Below are 16489 nucleotides of genomic sequence, written 5' to 3'. Positions count from 1 at the left end.
CGTTCATGAATGGCTGGCTTGAAAGAGGGTATAGGGGAAAAGGTCTGTTTCATTAGGACTGAATCTCAGCATAGCTGCCTTATTTCTTGAAGTGTAAAGTATCAAAAGAAAATTATGATCACGGTTCTTTTAGTTGAAGATAGTTTGACAGAAACCGAGGTACTGAGTTATTACCTCAGACAAGCTGGTTTATCAGTAGTTAGCGCTACAAATTGTGAAGAAGCTCGGATGAAGCTCAGTCAGCAAAAACCGGATTTGGTCATTGTCGATGTCATCTTACCTGGACAGAGTGGTTTTGAACTATGCCGTGAACTAAAAACCCATGCCAATACTTCGCAAATTCCAGTCGTGATTTGCTCAACAAAAGGAACAGAAGTTGACAAACTTTGGGGCGCAATGCTGGGAGCAGATGCTTATCTCCCCAAACCAGTAGACCAAAAAGAATTGACAAACACGGTCTTGCGCTTAACCGCTGTATAGGAACCTACGTGATGGCACAATCATCTGATTCACAGCTAATAGCAGCCAACACTCTGGAAGCGCTGATATTAGAGCCACTTCTACCTGACACTAGAGTGCGTCTACTCCGCTTTCCTTTGGGAATTCAAGACAGTGTGCTGTTGCCTTTAGAGCAAATCGCCGAAATTCTCCAAATAGATGTGACAGAAATTTTGCCAATTCCGGAAATGCCCGATTGCATCTTAGGAATTTGCAACTGGCGGGGAGAAATGCTATGGTTGTTGGATTTTAACAACTTTGTTGGTTATCCATCTCTATTGCAGTTGCAGCCAACGCTAACTGCGATCGCCATCATAGTAGTGCAAATCAATCACCAATCAATAGGACTTGTAGTACAAAAAGTCAACGACATAGAATTGCACGACTTACAGCAACTCCAAGCAGTCCCTTTTGGCTTATTTCCACCTGATCTGTTGCCACTGATCCAAGGAATTTTACCTGGGTGCAGCGATGCTGTTTTAGACCTCCAAGCCATTATTCATTGCCCTCTATGGAAAAAACATCAGGAGAGAGAGACGTAAATTCTCCAATTGCACGATTCATGAGGCAACTCATGAAAAATAATACCCAAGACAACCAAGAAATTACTGATTCGTCAGCAGATTTAACCCTGGATGCTAACTCGCCAGATGCAACTATGCAGAACTTAGAGCAATCTGAATCAAGATTCAATCCTGTTATTTTTGGTAACTCATCATTTAGGAGTGGTAACAGTAGTGATGTACCAGCCTGGAGCAAAGATTCTATGAATATGGATTGGTTATTTACCATTGCCAAGCAAATGCGCCAGGCAGAAAAAATTGATACTCTATTGGCGGCTACAGTCACTGAAGTTCAGCAATATTTACACGCTGACAGAGTTTTGTTATATCAGCTTCAGAGCCAAAACCAAGGCGTTGTCTTAGCTGAGTCGATGGTAAACGGTTATACACCTAGTCTGAAGGAATCTTTACCCATAATCGCCTTTGGAACTCTGCTCTACCAGATTGTGACTGAACTGAGGCTAAGTTTGCAGTCATTAATTTTTCGCAACGAACAGCAAGCACTAGCCCGTGTCAGCGAAAAGGCCCGCCAGACAATCGATGAGGAAAACATATTTCAGACTACAACTCGAGAAGTACAAAAACTCCTCAATGTCGAGCGAGTCGCCATTTACAAGTTTAACTCAGACTATTGTGGTCATTTTGTCTTTGAGTCTAAAGTGCCGAATTTACACTCAATAGTCGGTAAAAGTTGGGATGATACCTATCTCAAGCAGCACCAAGGTGGCCTGTTTCGGGAAAATAAACCCTATGTAGTAGATGACGTTGCTCGTATTACTGGTGGCAGTGATTGTTATTTAGAAGCCTTTGAAAACTTCCAGATTGAAGCTTGTGCGATCGCTCCCATTTTTGTGGGGCAGGAACTCTGGGGCTTGTTATGTGCTTATCAACACAGCGACACTAGGCATTGGCTAGAAGATGAAATTAAACTTCACCGCTGGCTTAAGTGATTGTCATTTAGCAACCTTGGAGTATTTTGGCGTTAAATCCTGCCTGATTGTTGCTATTAAACAAGGAGAAAAGCTTTGGGGCTTATTAAGTGCCTTTCAACACAGCAGTTTCAAGCATTGGCTAGAAATTGATGTCAACTTACTGACTGGCATTGCTTTGCAACTGGGGAGAACTCTGCAAGAGAAAGAGTACGTCTGGCAGCTAGAGACACAAGCCACACAAATGGCTAAAGCTGCTCAAGTAGACCATGTAGTTGCCCAGCTAATTCCTAAGATTCTCCAGTCTCAGGATTTGGACACGATTTTTCGCATTACCAGCCAAACAGTGCGGCAGTTGCTGAAGTGCGATCGCGTAGCAATTTGTCGCTGCAATGCCGATGGCAGTAGCAATCTGGTTGCAGAGTCGGTAATCAAAGGCTTGGATACTTGGCAACAGTGGTATATGGGATTTGTCTTCCCAAACACAGAAGATTTGTATCGCCATCGTCAAAGCCTAGTGGTGAATAATATTTATACCTCTGGTCACTCGCCGGATGCGATCGCAAATTTAGAGGCAATGGAAATCAAAGCTTATGTACTCACACCAATTTTCCAGGACAACAACCTCTGGGGTCTACTTGGTGTTTTCCAAAGCAGTGAACCTCGTTCATGGACAGAGGTTGAAGTGAGAGCTTTGAAACAAATTTGTGTGCAAATTGGTGTAGGAATACGGCAAATAGACTACATCGAACAACTGCGAACTACATCAGAACAACTGGTGAAGATAGCTGAGCGGGAAAAGTTAATTGGTAAGACAATTGAGCGAATTCGGCAGTCCCTCGATTTGCAAAACACCTTTGAGACCACTGCCAGAGAAATCCGTAATTTCATGGAGGTAGATCGCGTCGTCCTCTACAAATTTTACACCGAGTCCGGCTACCGTGATGGAGAAACTATTGCTGAGGATGTCAAACCGGGTTATGTTTCGGCATTAGCAGTCAAAGTTACAGATAATTGCTTCAGCAAAGAGATGGCCCAACAGTACAGAAAGGGACGGTACTGTGCGATCGACGATATTTATCAGGCAGGCTTGGCGAATTGTTATATCGACGTTCTTTCCCAGTTTCAGGTACGAGCCAACTTAGTTGTACCCTTACTCAAAGGAGAAGAACTTTGGGGCCTGTTTTGCATCCACCAGTGTAGCGCCCCTCGCCATTGGCAGCAAACAGACATTGAATTTGTCAAACAAATTGCTGCTCAACTCAACATTGCCATCCAGCAGGGAGAATACATCCAGCAACTGCAACAACAATCGCAGCAATTGGCAGAAGCTGCTTACCGAGAAAAGACTGCCAAAGAGCGGCTTCAACAAGAAGTGATCCGATTACTAACAGCAGTCCGACCTGCATTGGCAGGCAACCTCACCGTCCGCGCTCCAGTCACAGACACAGAAGTTGGTACTGTTGCTGATGCCTATAACAACACCTTAGGTAGCTTACGACAAATCGTCATTCAGATGCAAACTGCCGCCACTCAAGTCACTCAAATCTCTCAAGCAAATGGATCTGCCATCACGAGGCTAGCAACTAATGCTCAAGAGCAATTCCAGGCTCTCGAACAAGCCTTGGAACGAATTGGGATGATGGTTAGCTCAACCGAAGCAGTGAAAATCAACGCTCACCAAGTCGAAGCCGCAGTTCAGCAGGCAAATCAGACAGTGATGGCGGGGGATGCAGCCATTGATCGCACCGTGGATGAGATGGAAGACATCCGAGAAACAGTCATGGAAACCAACCAGCGACTGCTGCGCCTTTCTGAATCTTCCCAAAAGATTTCTAGAGTCGTCAACTTGATTAGCAGCTTTACGACCCAAACCCAACTGCTGGCTTTAAACGCCTCGATTGAAGCCACACGCGCTGGGGAGTTTGGGCGTGGTTTTGGTGTTGTTGCTGATGAAGTGCGATCGCTTGCTCGTCACTCGGCGAATGCAGCTACTGAAATTGAGGAACTAGTGCAGGAAATTCAGCTCAATACAGCTGAAGTTTCTCGAGCGATGGAAATGGGTATTCAACAAGTAGCCTCGGGAACCACTGTAGTCAATGAAGCTCGTCAGAATCTTAATGCGATCGTCAATGCTACGGCTGAAATTAGCCAACTTGTCACGGGTATTACCCACGCCACCCAGGAACAAACCCAGCAGTGCCAATCGTTAAGCCAAACTATGACAAAGGTAGCAGCGATTGCCAACAAAACCTCAAAGGATTCTGTCACGATTTCCGCATCTTTCAAAGAGCTTCTAGCAACAGCTCAAGACCTCCAATCCAAGAGCGAACAATTCAAAGTCAGCTAAATTTGTTGGTTGTTGGTGGTTGGTTGTTGGTCGTTGATGGTTGTTTGTACCAGACGTGCCATGGCACGTCTGTACAGTGGTTAGTGGTTATTATTCTACTTCTCACACTCCTCACACTCCCCACACTCCCCACACTCCTCACACTCCCCACACTCCCCATTGCCCCCCAACCCCACAAAGTGGGGACCCCTAGCCCCCCATCTCCCCATTGCCCCCAACCCCACAAAGTGGGGATCCCTAGCCCCCCATTGCCCCTAATCCCCACCAGGGGCCCGAGTTCCCCACCTTCCCACCTGCCTTAACGAGAAAACTATAAACCTTCAAGCATGACCAAAGACCCGACTATCCGTGAGCAAACGTATCCATACTTTCTGCAAGAAGCACCAGAACTCCTACAAGCTTTGGAACAAGGTTTGTTGAACCTCAGAGAAAACTGGGGCATCAATCAAGTTAATGACTTGATGAGAGCTACCCACACCTTAAAAGGGGCAGCAACGAGCGTGGGATTAGAAACCATTGCTACGGTGGCTCATTCTCTAGAAGATATTTTTAAAGCCCTGTGTCAACCCGATGTGGTCATTGATCCCGAAGTTGAAGCCTTACTATTTGAAGGATTTGAATGTCTGCGACTGCCTTTAGTTGCGGAACTGACTGGTGGCTCGATTGATCAGGCTGAAATTTTAGATCGAGCCGCTGCTATTTTTGCCCGACTACAAGAAAAATTAGGAGACTTTTTTGGTCGGGAAGCATACCTTCCTACCTCAGCAGAGTTGGGTTTCGATTTAACCCAGTCCCTATTTGAAATTGGTGTGACTCAGCGCTTAGAGCAAATTGCCGCAATTTTAGACAATGGCCAGCCTGAAGAAATTGCTGCTCTTTTGCGAACTCAAGCAGAAGTTTTCCTGGGTTTAGCAGAATCTTTAAATCTACCGGGATTTGGAGCGATCGCACAAACAGTACTTACTGCTTTGGACAACCATCCAGACCAAGCAGTATTCATCACTCAACTTGCTCTGCGGGACTTACAAGCCGGACATGCAGCAGTGCTGGCTGGCGATCGCATCCAAGGTGGTGAACCTTCTGGTGAGTTACAACTACTTGCCGAGCAAAGCACTGAGATTGAGGCATTTTTTGTTACCTCTAGCTCGGCAACAGGCAATGAGGCAGAAATTCCTTCTCTAGAGAGCATTTGGGGACAACAGACAACCCAAGTTGAGCCAATAACGGAACAACACTTAGAGCAATTTACACAAAACAACTCTGATGTGAGCGTAGACCAAGACCCCAGCGCCGTCTACAATTCTCCGCAACCGAAGCAATCTGTTAGTCCTTTCAATCCTCTACCTCCTAAAGAGCAAGTTTCACCGTCTCCCACAGTCCGGGTGAGTGTGAAGCATCTAGACCAGCTTAATTACTCTATTGGCGAATTAGTCACTAACCAAAATCATCAGTCGCTTCAGACCGAACAGCTACAAGCTAGCAGTAAAAGGCTTCTCAACCAAATTAAACAACATCAAAAACTCCTCATTCAACTTCAAGATCAGTACAAGCGCCAGGCTAGCTTACTAGAGCGATCGCCAACAACTTCTGCCAAGAAAGCCCGCAAAGCCTCTAAGACTATGCGATCGTCAACCATTGTGCCAACTCACTCTCATTTCTGGACACAGCCTGGTGACAACGCTTACCTGATTCAGTCACTTCTGGATCATACGGTACAACTAGCAGAAACTGCTGAAGCTATTGACCTGCTGACTCGAGCCTCTCAGCAAACATCACAAAAGCAGCAGCAATTGCTGAAAATTACCCAAGGTGCTTTAATCGAAGCCCGAATGTTACCTTTAGGTGAGATATTTGGTCGTTTTCCCCAGATTCTGCAACAGCTAGAAACTCTGTCGCTCAGTTATTCATCTGTGAGGTTGGCTGCAAAACCTATGCCTTTGTTGATGATGCCATTGAACAAATTCTCATTCCCCGATCTCATCAAATCCAAGAGCGAAATAGCAACAAATTTCTCCGCTGGGGTAAGGAGAAGGATGAGAAACTAGTGCCAATTTACTCACTTGCGAGTATTCTAGATTACAATTCTCCGATCCCCCTTTCTCACCCTCCCACTCCTGCTTCCCCACTCCCCGTACTGTTGATTCGCTGCCAAGATGAACTTTTTGGCTTAGAAGTCGAGCAACTCATAGGGGAGCAGGAATTGGTAATTAGCCCTTTGGGGTCAATGATTACAGCACCCAGTTATGTTCACGGCGCTAGTATTCTGGCTAGTGGTCAGTTAGCATTGGTGATAGATGGGGGAACATTGCTCCAAAAAGTTCTGGCTAAGCAGTACAATGTCCAAACCTCTAAGGTTTGGGCAAAGTCAATCCCCTCCCTGCTGCCACCAAGCCCTAAACAACCGTTACTGTCTCAGTCTCATACTATCGTACCAGCGCTATCTGCTTCCAACTCCGATATCAAAGCAGGGGCAAGGATTTTGATCATAGACGACTCACTAACTACGCGCCAATCTGTAGCGATCGCTCTGCAAAAAGCTGGCTACTCTGTATTTCAAGCACAGGATGGCCACAAGGGGCTTGAGCAGTTCCAGCACCTCAGCGATATTCAGCTAGTGATCTGTGATATCGAAATGCCTCGGATGAACGGATTTGAATTTCTGCGATCCCGCCAACAAATCCCTGGTTTAGCAGATATTCCTGTCTTAATTCTGTCATCTCAAAGTAGCGAAAAGCACCGCTTGCTTGCTTTGCAATTGGGAGCCACTGTCTATATGACTAAGCCCTACATGGAACAAAAGCTATTAGCGATGGTGGCAAATCTGCTGGAGAGGGCTACATAAAAACCATGCAAAACCAGTCCAAGGCAGAAAAATTCATTACATTTACAGTGGCAGATTACTGCTTAGCGCTACCAATCAAAGCAGTATTAAAGGTTGTGAATTGTCCTGGTGAAGAGAATCACAAACTCAGCAAAATGGGACTAATCCAGATTGGTCGTCACGTAATCCGAGTTTTAGATTTACATCAGCGCTTAGGCATAGAAAATGTGCATCAATTACCAGAAAGCCAATCTTTTTTAATAATTACATCCATTTCTCAAGCACAACTCTGCGGAATTCTCATATATGAACCACCCGATTTGCTTGAGTTGCCCCTAGAAATGATGCAACCATTATCACAGTCTTATTATCAGTCTGGTTTGCTTGAAATCGTTAGTCACGCCATTATAGTTTCACAAGAAAAAGCCACAAAAACTATTTTTTTATTAGACATGCAACAAGTTTTGAAATGTTGTTAAGCAATAGGATAATTACCCAGTCCTTTCAAGGCGACTCATAAAATCTCTTTTTTCCTCTCTGCGCTCTCTGCGTTCTCTGCGGTTTAAAAGTTATTTATTGAACCGCACCAGGCGCAGAGAACACAGAGGTAAGAGGTGATAGAGGAATTTATTTTGGAGAATGAATTATAAGTAATTTAGATGTGGAAGAGCCTAACAATTAAACACCCAACAACACTTAGGGATTGATAGCCTGGATAGACCACTCTTTTTGTTGGTCATCGTAACAATAAAGCCAGCGATTTTGTGGTTCACCACGCAATTCTAAGTGGTCTACCTTAACCGGATCGAGTAGCAACAAACAAAAATTTGCTAGTGGCTGCATCGGATCAGGTTGTGGAAGGACAAAGGTTTTTTGTTCTTCCATTCTCCTGGGTTTACCAGGATGAGGCCAAGCAAACTGTATACGTGCAGCATCACTAAGTTCTTGCCAGGTAGTATTGCGGGCTTGTTGTAACACTGGGTCAAAATTATCACATCCTACCAGAGTTAAACAACCACTGATGCGGAATTGTTCGCGTGTATTAGGAAAATACCAACAAACTTCTGCCCAAGGTTGTTGTTGAATTTGGTCAATTTTTTCACTACGATCATCAGTGATAAATTTGAGCTTATTGGTATCTTCTAAAAAACCACGGAACACCACAGTACGATTTGCAGGACGACAATCAGCTCTTACGGTTGCTAGTTGTAAGTAACGAGCATAAACAAGGCTACGGTTGCGATGAAGAGCGCGAGCGATCGCATTTCGCCAAGGAGCAATAGACATAGTTTAAAGCCCCAAATACTCCTGCATATATTGATTTACTAATTCCGGTCGTTCCTGCTGTACCCAGTGGCTACAGTCGGGAATATATTTAATTTGTAAATCCCTCACATAAGCTTCTGTACCGTAAGTGAGTTCTTTCCCTTGTGCAGTATCTTTCTCACCCCAGATCATTAACGTTGGAACTTCTAAAACTCCCCAATTTTTATTAAAAATTTGACCTTGAAAAATATTGCGATAATAATTCAACATTGCTGTCAATGCTCCACGTTTAGCAGCAGCATTTTTATAAGCTTCAATATCAGCTTGACTAAAAGCATTTTTATTCACTGCCATACCTTTAAAAGCATTTTCAAGTAGTTGATAATCCAAGGATTGAATCAAGAATTCTGGTAGCACAGGCAGTTGAAATAAAAACACATAAGAACTTTTGAGCAATTGCACTGGTGTACGTAACCCTTCACTAAACTTAGCTGGATGAGCGATATTTAATATAATTAATCGCTCTACCATTTCTGGATGAGCATAGGTAAAACACCAAGCGATCGCACCACCCCAATCATGACCAACCAAAATACACTTTTCGTATCCTAATCCCTGAATTACTCCCTGAATATCTTTAATAAATTCATCCATTACATAGGCAGATTGTTCTTTAGGTTTATCGCTGTCATTGTAACCGCGCAAATCTACAGCCACAACTTTAAAATATTTAGCAAATTCTGGAATTTGATGCCGCCACGAATACCAAAACTCAGGAAAGCCATGCAGCATCAACATCAATGGCCCTTCTCCTTGAGTGACATAATGCAGCCTAATTCCGTTAGTAGTTATATAATCGTGCTTCCAGTTAGCCTCTAGCACAGACATAACTTACCTACCTCCTAAAAAATAGTTATTAACTTGAGGACATAACTAATTATTTAAATTCCCCAATCGTAAACTTTTCAACTAGAAAAACAAATCTCGAAATAATAATTAAACTCTCTAAATATAATAATATCTTGACTAGTTTTAAAAATAACTATATTTCTCACCTAGTCTAACATAATTTTCTAAGTAAATATCTTAAAAGACAAACTAAAATCTATCTTTCCTTGGCGCTCTTGGCGTCTTGGCGGTTCGTTAAATAGAAAAAATCTGATTTTCTCAGCAACTATATTAAACTAATAAATCAACCTCTTGAAAATCTGCAATTCTCCTTGAGATGGATGAAAAACATAGCTATATCCTGCTAAAAGCATAGCTATGAATATATTCAAAAACTATGACACAGCAACTTATACACCATCCATCATCTTGGATTGAGCGACTAGCTAGATTTGGATATATATCTAAAGGAGTAGTTTACGCCATTGTTGGATTCCTAGCATTGCAAGCAGCAGTAGGAAGCGGTGGAAAAACCACAGATTCTCAGGGCGCTCTCCAAGAAATAGTCAAACAGCCATTTGGTCAAATTTTACTAGCTTTAATAGCGATCGGCTTACTTGGATATGTGATTTGGCGTTTTGTAGAAGCCATCAAAGATCCAGAAAATAAAGGGACAGATGCCAAAGGACTAGCACAAAGAATTGGTTATGTAATTAACGATTTAATCTATGCTGGTTTAGCTTTCACTGCGATCAAACTTGCTCTGGGTACTGGTGGGAATAGTAATAGTAACTCTACTCAAGATTGGACTGCACGTATACTTTCTCAACCCTTTGGTCAATGGCTAATTGGCACAGTAGGAGCATTCATAATTGGTTTTGCTTTTTATCAGTTTTATCAAGCTTTTAGTAATAACATTCGTAAAAGACTAAACTTAACAGAATTGAGTAACGCAGAGCGCAAATGGGTAATGACAATTTGCAGATTTGGCGTAGCTGCACGGGGTGTAGTATTCTGCATAATTGGCTGGTTTTTAATTCAAGCAGCAACTCAGTATGATCCAACTCAGGCAGGAGGTTTAGACCGAGCATTGCAGACTCTAGCACAACAACCTTACGGGCCTTGGCTTCTAGGTATTGTGGCATTAGGCTTAATTGCCTATGGCGTATATATGGTGGTGCAAGCACGGTATAGTCAGCTAGGAACGAATTAGGCAGAGGAGGCGCTCTTTGCACTGCACTGCGGGCGAACAAGGAACGCCGTGGCAGAAGGCACTCCCTCTCCTGTGCGCCCAAGTTCCCCATTCCCTGTTAAGAGTTCCCTAAGATGACTATTATTGAAACTCGAGGCGTTTGGCTCACAACTACCGATAGCAAGGTTCTTCGTTCTCAGGAACGCATTGCTTCAGCAATGGACTTTCTAGCTGAGACAGGATTTAATGTTGTCTTTCCAGTTGTCTGGGGTAAGGGAGCAACACTATATCCTAGTCAAGTTATGCAACAGAGTTTCGGTATAGAAATAGACCCATCATTTCTTGGGCGTGATCCGCTAGCAGAAGTAGTTGCTGCTGGGCATCGAGTTGGTTTAAAAGTCATCCCTTGGTTTGAATACGGATTTGCTAGTTCCTACAATATGAATGGGGGACAACTGTTAGCAAAAAAACCAGAATGGGCTGCCCGTGATTGTAAGGGTAATTTACTCAAGAAAAACGGCTTTGAGTGGTTGAACTCTCTCAACCCAGAAGTTCAAAATTTTATGTTGAGTTTAATACTAGAAGTTGCGCGAAATTACGAAGTTGATGGTATTCAAGGTGATGACCGCTTGCCTGCCTTACCTTGCGAAGGCGGTTATGACCAAATTACCGTAGAACGCTATCGCCAGCAGCTTGGTAAGAATCCCCCACAAAATTACAAAGACTATCAGTGGTTAAAATGGCGTGCTGACATTCTCACAGAATTTCTTGACCGTTTATATCAATCAGTCAAAGCCATAAATCCTAATTTAATAGTATCAATGGCTCCTAATATTCCTGGCTGGGGATTTCAGGAGTATCTGCAAGACTCGCCGACTTGGTTGGAACGAGGGTTAGTGGATATTTTGCATCCACAGATATATCGCCGTAATGTCTTCAGTTATCGATGTACACTTGAGCAGCTGCTTCACAAGGAATTAGCAGGTATAGAATTAGCAAGATTAGCGCCAGGAATTTTAATGAAAATTGGTTCCTATGAAATCAGTGCTAATCCGCTTTTACAGGCAATTGAGTTGAATCGTGCTTGTGGTATTTCAGGAGAAGTATTCTTTTTCTACGAAGGTTTACGAGAAAATAATAATGCCCTAGCGAAGGTGTTACGGAGAGGCCCTTATGCCCAAGCAGCGACTTTTCCCTCGGTTGCGGATTTGAATAGATTAAGTGAAAATCGCACATAATTATCTTCTATTTGGCAAACATTAATAAGACTTTTTAACACTATTTTTTAGAGGCAATAGGCGTGGATTATCAAACGCAAATTAATCAAGTTATAGAAACTCTGAAACACGATTTACCCACACTTTTTGCAAAAGATATTTCCTATAATATTTATACACAAGATATATATTTTCAAGACCCTGTTAATAAATTTAAAGGTAAAATCAATTATCGCATCATTTTCTGGACTTTGCGTTTTCACGCTCGCTTATTTTTCACAGAGATACATTTCGATTTACACGATGTCTATCAGTCAGCTGAAGATATTATCACAGCAACATGGACTGTGCGTGGTGTATTACGTGTTCCTTGGCAAGCACACATATTTTTTAATGGATATTCTACCTATAAACTCAACCAAGATGGCTTGATATACGAACACATTGACACTTGGGATAGAAAACCTGGGGAAATTTTACAGCAATTTTTTCGTAAGGGAAAAGCTCATAATTAATGCGTTTGTAGTCAGCCCTTGAGCGTTTATTTAAACACTCAAGAAACAAAAAATTCCCTCTGGCTGTCTTTAAGGGCAAGAGGTATAAATGGCGTATCTATCCGAAAATAATTGGAGGGGACTGGTAGTTAGTGTTATCGCCATTGCCTAACCTCGGTCAACAAGTACAAGCTAACTTCCTGTCAATTAGGCTCTATAATTATGCGAATTTCTTCTGCTGCAATTTTTACTTTAGCTACTTTAGCCACTGGCAATGTGACTCAGCAAGCAACAGCCGTACCTGCGAATAATTCTACTCAGGATCAAAAAACTGCAAATGTAGTATTACCAGTAACCGAAGTCACACCTGCACAGGTAAATGCGATCGCATCACCGGAAACAGTTGTCGTTTCCCAATTTTCCCAAAACAAAGACACAGGTAAAGAAATTACTGACAGTAATTTAATTGTGACTGCGACGGATGTACAAATTGTTGGTGGAACACCAGAATTGCAGCAGATTGTGAGCAAGATTATCAAAACTCAAGTTGGCGGCGAAACTAGCCAAACTCAGTTACAACAAGATGTGGCAGCAATTTTAGACACTGGTTTATTTGCTAATGCCAGCGTTAATAGCCACAGTACCAAGGCAGGATTAAATGTAGTTTATCAAGTACAACCTGTCGTCGTGCGATCGCTACAATTTTCTGGTGCAAAAGCCCTTAACTATCAGCAAGCCTTAAAACCATTTCAATCTCAAATCGGGAAGCCAATTAGCCCTGCTAACTTGCAGCAAGCAGTACAGCAAATCAACCAATGGTACGCTGACAACGGTTACAAAGTAGCGCGGGTATTATCAATCACGCCCAGTCGTGAAGGAGTTTTAACTGTCGATGTCGCAGAAGGGTTAGTAGGCGATATTAAGTTTCGCTTTGTCAACGATCAAGGTCAAACAGTAGATGAACAAGGTAAACCAATAGCAGGGCGGACGAAAACAGATTTTCTCCGACAACAAATAAAACTCAAGCCTGGTGAACTTTTTCAAGAAAATTTAGTTAAACAAGACTTACAACAGTTATATAAATTAGGACTATTTGACAGCGTCAATGTCGCCCTAGAAGGCGATGCAACCAAGCTAGACGTCATTTACCAACTCCAGGAAAGGGGCGCACGTTCTGTGAATGTCGGGGGCAATTATAATGCAGACCAAGGTTTAGTAGGTAGTCTTTCCTTTCAAGACCAGAATGTTGGTGGCGTTAACAATTCTTTTGGCGCTAATCTCCAAGTAGGCGCGCGTGACCTCCAGTTTAATACTAAGTTTACTAATCCCTATCGCAGCAATAACCCTGATGCCCTTGGTTACAGTGTAGGTGCTTTCCGGAATCGGGAGTTGTCGAATACCTTTGATGATGAAATTAAATTAGCCAATGGCGATAAAGTCCGGGAAGGACAATTTGGTGGTGGTTTAACATTCCAGCGACCAATTGAAGGCTGGGATACCAGCTTAGGATTTAATTACAGTCGGACTAGCATCCGCGATAGCGACGGTAAAATTACCCCTGTAGATGCCCAAGGTAATCCTTTATCTTTTAGTGGTACAGGCATTGACGACTTGACAACTGTATCTTTTACTGCTAACAAAGACAATCGGGATAATCCCGCTAACCCAACTCAAGGATCTGTTTTACGTTTGAAAACAGAACAATCAATTCCTATCGGTCAGGGTGAAATTTCGATGAATCGCCTGGAGGCGAATTATAGTCAATTTGTGCCAATTAAATTATTTGACTCTCAACAGCCACAGGTATTTGCTGTGAATCTGCAAGCTGGAACCGTGATTGGTGATTTGCCACCCTATCAAACATTTAACTTGGGTGGGCCAAATTCTGTACGTGGTTATGATTCTGGCCAGCTTGGTAGTGGTCGGAGTTACGTATTAGCTTCAGCAGAATACCGCTTTCCTGTGTGGCAAAATTTCGGTGGCGTTGTGTTTGGTGACTTCGCTTCTGATTTGGGTTCTGGTGACACTGTACTCGGCAACCCAGGGGGAGTACGTGGTAAACCAGGTATTGGTTTTGGTTACGGGGCAGGTATACGCTTTAATTCACCCTTAGGCTTAATTCGCGCTGACTACGGCATCAACGACCAAGGTGAAAGCAAATTTCACTTTGGTATCGGTCAGCGTTTTTAATTTTAAAAGGATCGGGGACACGGAGGACAAGGGGGACAAGGAGGAATTGGTTACTATATTATTCTCCTCACACTTCCCCCACTCCTCACACTTCCCCCACTCCTCACACTTCCCCCACTGCCCATCACCCCATCACCCCGATTCCCGATTCCCGATCACCATCGAGATATTCGATTTTGAATTTTAGATTATTAGGATAATATTTGACGCTAATCTAAAATCTAAAAATGGATGCCCAGATCTAAATCTCAAATCCCAAATCAAAACACTATGCTAGCTGGTACAAAATTGCAGGGTGGAAAGTATACCTTAGACCAGGAAATTGGTCGGGGTGGCTTTGGCATAACTTTCAAAGCTACTCATCACTTTTTAAACCATGTAGTAGTGATTAAAACCCTGAATGAAAAGCTAAGACAACATCCTGATTTTGCCAAGTTTGAGCGTCAGTTTCAGGATGAGGCCAGGCGCTTGGCTACATGTGTCCACCCCAATATTGTCCGGGTCAGCGACTTTTTTGTCGAGTCTGGGCTGCCATACATGGTGATGGAGTACATTCCAGGTGAAACTTTAGGGGAAGCATACGTTTTACCTGGAATTCCTCTACCAGAGGCGACAGCGATTCATTATATTCGGCAAATCGGGGCTGCTTTACAAGTAGTGCATCAAAATGGCCTGCTGCACCGAGATGTCAAGCCGGATAATATTATTCTCCGCCAAGGAACTCAGGAAGTAGTACTGATTGATTTTGGTATTGCCCGCGAATTTAATAGTGGGGTGAGGCAGACTCACACGGGTATGGTGTCTGAGGGCTATTCACCAATTGAACAATACTTATCGCAAGCACCGCGCACACCTGCAACGGATGTTTACGGTTTAGCAGCAACCTTGTATTCACTGTTAACCGGACAAGTACCCATGCCTGCATTATTGCGCGATCGCGAACAAATGCCCACACCCCGCGAATTGCAACCCCACCTAAGTGCAGCAGTAAATCAAGCTGTGATGCGTGGTATGGCAATTGAAGCCAAGTTCCGCCCCCAAACAGTGGCAGAGTGGTTGAAGTTGCTACCAGGAGACGGGATAAATCAGATAGCAGTACCCGTAGTTACGCAAACAGTGCCAACTATTGATTTATCTGCCCAGTTGCACCAAGAAAACTTACCTAAACAAAAAATAGCGAATCAAAAAAAATTTTCATCACTGTTTGCCAAAATTAATCCTGCTAGTAAAAAACTGCGATCGCCAAAAGTACTTCTGGGTAGTGGTGTAGCTGTGATTGCTGCAACAGCAGGTTTTGGTATAACCACCATGTTTAACAAGCCCCAGCAACCAACTCCTAAACCAGTTTTTCAACAACCTAATCAAAGCACTTCAGCAGAAATACGATCCACAGATACACCCTCGCCGACACCCTCACAGACTTCCCAGTCAACAGTCAACTCTGCTACTAATTCCAGGCGACGCAGTCGGCGCAATCGGCGTTATTCTCAACCAGAAACCTCAAATCGCAACTCCACAGAAGAATCAACCAGAAATAACTCTCAAACTGAAGATTTACAACAAGGACAATCTTCAGAACAAGTATCATCACCCACTACACCCAGTACCTTTTCTTCGCCATCTCTAGTGGAAAAACTGCGAGAAATACGCAACTCTCGTCAAAATTCTCCTTCTCCATCTCCAGTAAATCAGTCAGTACCACCACCATCTTCAGTTAAAATCAAGCTTACTCCACCACCGCCATCAACAAATGATTCTAGTTCAGTTGTTGTGCCAATCTTGCCAAATAGGGGATCAAAACAGTCAAATCCCCCAGAGGTAGTAGTTCCAACCCAGGATGTCAAGCAAAATCTTAACTTTGATAGTCAATCAGAACAAAAACCACAAAAGGAAGTTAAACAAGAAAATAGTGAGACAACGACACAAACTAATGATAATTAGTTAGTGGTTGGTAATTAGTTGCCCACAAGCCCGCAGTTTATTGCGGGTTAATAGTCTATGTCTACTTCTAGTAGACTGAATTAAACTGAACCTAGCCCTGTGTAAATGTACTAAATTGGGGAAGTTCAGTTTTAAGCATA

The 16489-nt window shown here is 43.1% G+C and carries 14 protein-coding genes; 12 read left to right on the top strand and 2 right to left on the bottom strand.

Going from position 1 to position 16489, the window contains the following annotated elements:
• The first annotated feature begins 114 nt into the window (after window positions 1-114).
• The 7 genes from UYI_RS0119730 (at window position 115) to UYI_RS0119705 (ending at window position 7640) form a co-directional block, all read left to right on the top strand.
• On the top strand, window positions 115-480 hold the full coding sequence (locus tag UYI_RS0119730) for a response regulator transcription factor (protein ID WP_016868404.1): 366 nt from the start codon (window positions 115-117) through the stop codon (window positions 478-480).
• An 11-nt stretch (window positions 481-491) separates the two neighbouring features.
• Complete coding sequence (locus UYI_RS0119725; protein ID WP_016868403.1) at window positions 492-1040, top strand: chemotaxis protein CheW; 549 nt, start codon at window positions 492-494, stop codon at window positions 1038-1040.
• A 32-nt stretch (window positions 1041-1072) separates the two neighbouring features.
• Window positions 1073-2011 carry a GAF domain-containing protein gene (locus UYI_RS34185; RefSeq protein ID WP_157226369.1) on the top strand — a complete coding sequence of 313 codons (939 nt, stop codon included), beginning with the start codon at window positions 1073-1075 and terminating at the stop codon, window positions 2009-2011.
• Window positions 1980-4340 carry a GAF domain-containing protein gene (locus UYI_RS32985; protein WP_016868401.1) on the top strand — a complete coding sequence of 787 codons (2361 nt, stop codon included), beginning with the start codon at window positions 1980-1982 and terminating at the stop codon, window positions 4338-4340. The genes UYI_RS34185 and UYI_RS32985 overlap by 32 nt, the downstream gene beginning before the upstream one ends.
• 326 nt (window positions 4341-4666) lie before the next feature.
• Window positions 4667-6385 carry an Hpt domain-containing protein gene (locus UYI_RS32975; RefSeq protein WP_035138823.1) on the top strand — a complete coding sequence of 573 codons (1719 nt, stop codon included), beginning with the start codon at window positions 4667-4669 and terminating at the stop codon, window positions 6383-6385.
• Complete coding sequence (locus UYI_RS39100) at window positions 6292-7182, top strand: ATP-binding response regulator (RefSeq protein WP_235147982.1); 891 nt, start codon at window positions 6292-6294, stop codon at window positions 7180-7182. The genes UYI_RS32975 and UYI_RS39100 overlap by 94 nt, the downstream gene beginning before the upstream one ends.
• A 5-nt stretch (window positions 7183-7187) precedes the next feature.
• Window positions 7188-7640, top strand: a complete 453-nt coding sequence (locus tag UYI_RS0119705) for a chemotaxis protein CheW (protein WP_016868399.1) — start codon at window positions 7188-7190, stop codon at window positions 7638-7640.
• A gap of 217 nt (window positions 7641-7857) precedes the next feature.
• Here the strand turns inward: UYI_RS0119705 and UYI_RS0119700 are convergent, their stop codons facing one another.
• Window positions 7858-8448 carry an Npun_F5749 family FMN-dependent PPOX-type flavoprotein gene (locus UYI_RS0119700; RefSeq protein ID WP_016868398.1) on the bottom strand — a complete coding sequence of 197 codons (591 nt, stop codon included), beginning with the start codon at window positions 8446-8448 and terminating at the stop codon, window positions 7858-7860.
• Between the two features lie 3 nt (window positions 8449-8451).
• Entirely contained in the window at window positions 8452-9315 is an 864-nt protein-coding gene (locus tag UYI_RS0119695; RefSeq protein ID WP_016868397.1) for an alpha/beta fold hydrolase, read from the bottom strand.
• 397 nt (window positions 9316-9712) lie between these two features.
• Here UYI_RS0119695 and UYI_RS0119690 point away from each other — a divergent pair, with 397 nt between their 5' ends.
• From UYI_RS0119690 to UYI_RS0119670, 5 genes are all read left to right on the top strand, one after another.
• On the top strand, window positions 9713-10528 hold the full coding sequence (locus UYI_RS0119690) for a DUF1206 domain-containing protein (protein ID WP_016868396.1): 816 nt from the start codon (window positions 9713-9715) through the stop codon (window positions 10526-10528).
• A 113-nt stretch (window positions 10529-10641) separates the two neighbouring features.
• Entirely contained in the window at window positions 10642-11745 is a 1104-nt protein-coding gene (locus UYI_RS32965) for a glycoside hydrolase family 10 protein (RefSeq protein ID WP_016868394.1), read from the top strand.
• Between the two features lie 62 nt (window positions 11746-11807).
• Entirely contained in the window at window positions 11808-12239 is a 432-nt protein-coding gene (locus tag UYI_RS0119680; RefSeq protein ID WP_016868392.1) for a DUF2358 domain-containing protein, read from the top strand.
• A 201-nt stretch (window positions 12240-12440) separates the two neighbouring features.
• Window positions 12441-14408 (top strand): BamA/OMP85 family outer membrane protein, encoded by a 1968-nt coding sequence (locus tag UYI_RS0119675; RefSeq protein ID WP_016868391.1) that lies wholly within the window; start codon window positions 12441-12443, stop codon window positions 14406-14408.
• Between the two features lie 270 nt (window positions 14409-14678).
• The gene (locus UYI_RS0119670; RefSeq protein ID WP_026086061.1) at window positions 14679-16349 is read left to right on the top strand and encodes a serine/threonine protein kinase; all 1671 of its coding nucleotides are present in this window, start codon (window positions 14679-14681) and stop codon (window positions 16347-16349) included.
• Window positions 16350-16489 lie beyond the last annotated feature (140 nt).

Source organism: Fischerella muscicola PCC 7414, assembly GCF_000317205.1.
GTDB classification, from domain to species: Bacteria; Cyanobacteriota; Cyanobacteriia; order Cyanobacteriales; family Nostocaceae; genus Fischerella; species Fischerella muscicola.
Note: the sequence above shows the minus strand (reverse complement) of the source record. Positions and strands in the feature narration are given on the sequence as shown.